General features: G+C 58.5%; 3 protein-coding genes and 1 pseudogene. All 4 read right to left on the bottom strand.

Going from position 1 to position 5,043, the window contains the following annotated elements; translation table 11 throughout:
• Window positions 1-831: pseudogene (locus AAGW05_RS18325) on the bottom strand (hypothetical protein); the annotation flags it as partial.
• Complete coding sequence (locus AAGW05_RS18320) at window positions 812-2,704, bottom strand: phospholipase D family protein (protein ID WP_411805995.1); 1,893 nt, start codon at window positions 2,702-2,704, stop codon at window positions 812-814. The gene AAGW05_RS18320 and the pseudogene AAGW05_RS18325, both read right to left, overlap by 20 nt.
• A complete protein-coding gene (locus tag AAGW05_RS18315; RefSeq protein ID WP_411805994.1) occupies window positions 2,697-3,878 on the bottom strand; it encodes a DUF6361 family protein in 1,182 nt (393 codons plus the stop codon). The genes AAGW05_RS18320 and AAGW05_RS18315 overlap by 8 nt, the downstream gene beginning before the upstream one ends.
• Before the next feature lie 16 nt (window positions 3,879-3,894).
• A complete protein-coding gene (locus AAGW05_RS18310; RefSeq protein WP_411805993.1) occupies window positions 3,895-4,806 on the bottom strand; it encodes a GIY-YIG nuclease family protein in 912 nt (303 codons plus the stop codon).
• Window positions 4,807-5,043 lie beyond the last annotated feature (237 nt).

Genomic DNA, 5,043 nt, shown 5'->3' with positions numbered 1-5,043 from the left:
GTCGAGGATGATGATGTCCGGTTCTAGGCATTTCAGGCCAACCTCGGCCAGAACGGTACGGAAGTCGCGGATCAAATCCGGCATGTCTTCCCGTAGGCGGTCCGTAGTCTCATCCGAACGGAGTGCCTTCTTGAAACGTCGCATCAAGCCACGACCTGTTGTCTGCTTCCGGAAGTCCTCGCGTACATACGGCGCAAAACCCTCAGTGTGGCGTTGGCGGAACTTGTTGACCCCGTACATGAATCCGGTAACCCCAGCATTGCCCCGCAGCAATTCCACAACCTTCTCATCGAGTTCAGAGGGGAACCGTTTGGGATCCTTCTGGCTCTCGTGTTCCCCAAGCAACGCCTCAAGCATGAGAAACAGGACAGCCCGCTCCTCAGCATTTCCCAGGCGTTGCCCTTCATTGAAAGAAGTCCCAGGAGTGAGTGAGATGAAGTTGACCCGCTTCCCAGTATTCTCCCCGGGAGCGGCGTTCAACCGGCTCAGCTCCAGCGGTAGCAGCGGTAGCAGCGTTAGCCGCCCCGACTCGATAACGTCAGTCTGCCGGGTGACATTCACGCGGTCGATATTCTGTTTGGCGAGGTCCGCGTTGGAGCACATGTAGACGACATCGATCCGGTCCACACCATCGACCATCTCAAGATGTTCAATCGCCCGCGCGATGACGCCGGCGGCGACCACTGACTTGCCTAGCCCGGTTTCATCGGCCACGAGAAAGCGGTTCGTCGTTCCGTCCCCTGTGTAGAAGCGTTTGAATACGTGGTCCACGGTGCGCTTCTGGAAAGGCTTGGGTCCGGCGAGTGTCGCCTTAGCGCTGAATATCGTCATGACTTCTCCCCACGTCAGCGACGGCAGCCACGGCAGCGTCCCACAGCAATCGCACTTCTTCAATCTCGGAATCCCCTTTAGAGATCCGGTACAGCAGGTCCATCACAGGGTTTAGACCCGCGAACAGCTCCGCCGCGTCCGGGCTGCATGCTGCTGCCGCGATGGCCTCGAATAATCCAGCGAACGACCCGCCCGCGCCGATACTCCCGAATGCGCCGGCAAACATTCCGCCTCCCGATGGCGACTGGTCCTCCGGGGTCAGGAATAGTAAAAGGAATTCGCGCAGCTTCTCCACGGTGTCCAGCTGGCTGGCGATGATGGAATCGGTCCTTCCTTCCACGTCAGTGCGCAGCACTCCTTGGGCCACAGTCGAGCGCACCATCCCGCTTGCGCTGTCACGCAATTCGATCAGCACGTACGGTGTGACCATGGCCAAGTGCAGACCCTCAAATACGTGGCGCTGACTGCTCAAGTCTCTCTGCACTTCGGACAGTCGCGAAGGCAGCGTCAGTAAACCCAACCGAGCCGTCATATTTGAAGGCGGCAAATACGAGTGCTCCAGCACGACGTCGTAATCGTCACCTTGAGCGGACTGCGTCGCATCCAGTGAGTAGTTCAGAGCTGCTGCCGCGATCAGCGCATTTTGAAGCCGCCATTCGGCTTCCTCCGAAGGTTCTCGCTCGAACCCACCGCTGCCATTGAACTCGGAGAATGGCAGCGCTTTGAGCGACTCAACGATCTTCTCCGTGCCGATCCGGTTCTTGGGCCCGGTGAGTTCCAGAGAAAATTCGATGTTTCGCCCAAATGCGGCCCTTGTGGCATTGGCCGAGCCGAGCAGAACGTGAGTGGTGTGGTCGTAATCCGTGAACACTGCTTTTGCATGCAGGCCGCGGAGGTCCTCGGCCGCGGGAGCGATTTCGCTATCCGGCTCTTCGTCGGGGGCAAGACCAATGTCATCGACAGCTTTGAATGCCATCACTGGGTTCCCCACGGTCTCCGGGTTCAGCCGGTCAAGCTCATTGTCACGCCCGTAGACGCGTAGCGATCTGGCTCCGGAGCTTGCCAGGATGCCGAGCGTTGCGTCATCGACGAATGGAGATATCAGCAGCCGATTCCCACCGAAATTGCTCCGCTCGCCTGTCAACCCATTAAGTCCGACGGCGGATGCCGGGTCCTGCAACAATCCCACCAAGGAGTTGGCCGGGTAACGCTGCTCTGTGCCGAGCGGCCGGAACGCAAGAGTTTTGATATCTTGCGGCAGCTCCCATCGGACTGCTGATGCTCTTCGCGCCAGTCCTCGAATCGTCTCCAGACGGGACGCTGACAGAGGAACGGTACTGATCCGCGGCAGCTCGTCCACGAAATGCGATAAAGGCGCGTTGTCGATGTCTACCGAAAAATCATCTTCCGCGTTATCCATTTCGGGCGGTCGGCCGTCGATTCGAACCAGTAAATCCCAGGTGGCATCGGGTGTGAGGTTGCGACTGCTGCACAAAAATCGATACGTGTAGTCGCCGTCGCACTCGTATTCAAGAAGCCATACCTTGGGATGGAATAGTCCACCTGCCAGAGGCGCCTTGACCTGGTGGATGATCGGTTCGAGCACGGCAAGTAAGTCGTTGGCGTGACGTGGCACGCGGATAAGGCCTGCTTGGCAAAAGATGTCGATGCGGTCCGACACCTTCCTCACCGCATTGAGTAGTGCGACGGCGTTGCTCGGGTCTTCGCCGGAACCCCGAACGAAGCTAAGGGGGACGGCGAGCGCACTGATCATGTCTAAGGTGAATGTGGTACCGACGGCGTGGCTGAGTCGGTAACCTGCTGGCGGACGCAGTTGTTCGGTGAGTGCTTCACGAGCGCTGGGATCAAGCACGGGTCAGGCCTTCCTTTAGATCAACAATCATGTTGCGAACCTGAATCCAGCGAAACGTTTGTGGACTGATGCGTTCCGGCGATGTCCAAGCCCGGAGTCGTCGCTCGTTGATGAAACGTGAGTTGGCGCCTTTCGCCCGTTTCTCACGCTCTCGGACCATTCGGTGCAGAGCCTCGTTCGTCACAGGGTCATCTCCCGAGCGCAATTCGTCGATGGATCCGACTAGGAACGCGATGCTGCGGGGTTGTATCCGCGGGTTCACCGCCCTGGCGTGAGAGACAAATTCTTGGACATCCCAGTCGCGGAGCAATCGCTGGTAGTTTTCGTCTTCACGCCATTTCGCAAGGGTCTCGGCGTCGGTCTCTTCGGGTTCCTCGCCGAACCGGCGTCGAGCTTGAGCTGTAACACTGTAGGCGTAGACGGCATCGAGCCCGTGCTGTAGCGCGGAATATGCCTCCGCGTGTTTGAGCCAAACCGCAGCTTCGCCGGTCGCGGCTTGGGCAGCCGGATCCGCCCAAGGCACACTACCTGTCTTGAGAATTCGTCGAGGTTTAGCTACAAGCTGTGCGATCAGCGTCCCGGGGACAGCGGAGAGGACTCGGTCGCGGATCCATTCGGCCTCGCCATGGCTGAGCGCAATGCCTCGGTCTGCTGTAGTCGGGAAACCAACGGGAGCTGGCGGAAGTCCCACATGCCAGACTGGTTCCTGTGGCAGCCCGTCACGTACGGCCGCGGCCGCATCGAGCATCGCGTCGCCGATAGCATTGCGCTCTACATCGTTGCGGACAATCCCCCATGACCGCAACGCCGACCAGTAAGCTGCCGAGGGCAGCTGGGCGACTCTGTCCCCGGCAGAACGGCCAATAAACCGCTCGACGTTGAGCTCTTGAAATCGTCGAATGAGTCGGCGTTCAGCCTGCTCGGCCGATACTTTTAGCTGATCGGCGCCCTTCATTCCACTGGCGGACTGGAAGCACCAAGGAATCAAGAGTAGATAGCGGGCCGCGACATGCAGGACCGATGTTCCGGGGAAAAGTGAGTTGCTGATCGTGTCATGGAACTGACCGAGAGCCAGATCATCGACGCTTTCAGGCATTTCAAACAGGCGGACGAGTTCGCGCATGCGATTCGTCTCGGCAGAGCTGGCGTCGAGCCAGGAAATCAAGGAAGTCATGGAGTCTGCCTCGGCGTCACGATTCCTCAGGTATCGGCGGAGCTAGCTGTTCCTGCCATTGGGCAAAGGTTTGTCCTGTATTAGAGTCTCGCCAGGTTATTCGTCCGTTCGCGTTGCGGCCGGACACCACAGCGGCCGCGGCACTCGGGCTGGCGAAGGCATGGTCGTCGGCAAAAACTACTACACCCTCCACGACGTCGAGAGTCCCTGATTTCCGCAACCGATCATAGAGCCGCCCGTAGTTTTGACCCGAGCCGGTCCATGAGGAACGAGCCCTGGAACCAGCGGCCACAACGAATTCGCCGTTGATGTCTCGTCCCTGGGCAACGCCCTCCTCAGCTGGAACCTTCATCTCGAACAACGGCGAGACATGCTCACCGATGGGAGTTCTCTCAGACGACGTCGGAAGTAGCCGTCCTCGGAACGCATCCAATCCAAGGACAGGCAAGACGATCTGCGCCTGGCTGATGAAGTACTCCATATCGGAGATGTCCGCCTCGGGAAGGTTTACGGTCGGCGGCCGGTTCCCGTTCTCGAGGGCGCACCGATCCGTTGCAGCTGCCAAGGCAATGAATCGGCTCTCAAGGTATCGGACGTGCGCCTTCGTGAGGTTGGCATCCTTACTGGTCAGAAATATCACCCGCGACCAGAATTCTTTACCTGTGCTGGCACTGTTGTGCTGCCGCAGTCTGATAGCCACATCGTCCGCTTCGCCAACGTAGAGCAGCCTCCGGTCGGGGTCTTCCGGATTCTCGCCGAGTAAAAAGTACACGCCGGGCGAATTCGCCTCTCCCCGTGCGAGCAGGTCATTGAGTTCTGACCGGGATCCGGAAACGAGCCGGCCCGTCCAGTTCATAATTTCCGCTGTCAAGACGCCAGTGGGCGATCCATCGACCAAGAACAGACGGACCTGCTTGCCAGTTGCCAAAATTCTCCCCTGAGGTGATCCTAAACTTGTCTACTGGTTGTACCACCGATCACCGACAAATCACTTTTCCTCACCAGCCGCTAACCATTTGTGTCAATATCAGTATTCATATGCAATCGCCAGACGAGGAAAATAAACCAACTATGGCACGACTCCACAAGCCTTGAAAAAGGCGCACATGCTGTCGTATCCACCGAACGTGCAGGTAGCTACGAGATCATTGACGGCGGGATTCCC

Source organism: Arthrobacter sp. LAPM80 (assembly GCF_046736435.1).
Taxonomy (GTDB): domain Bacteria; phylum Actinomycetota; class Actinomycetes; order Actinomycetales; family Micrococcaceae; genus Specibacter.
The sequence above is the reverse complement of the archived record's forward strand: the minus strand, read 5'-3'. Positions and strand labels throughout refer to the sequence as shown.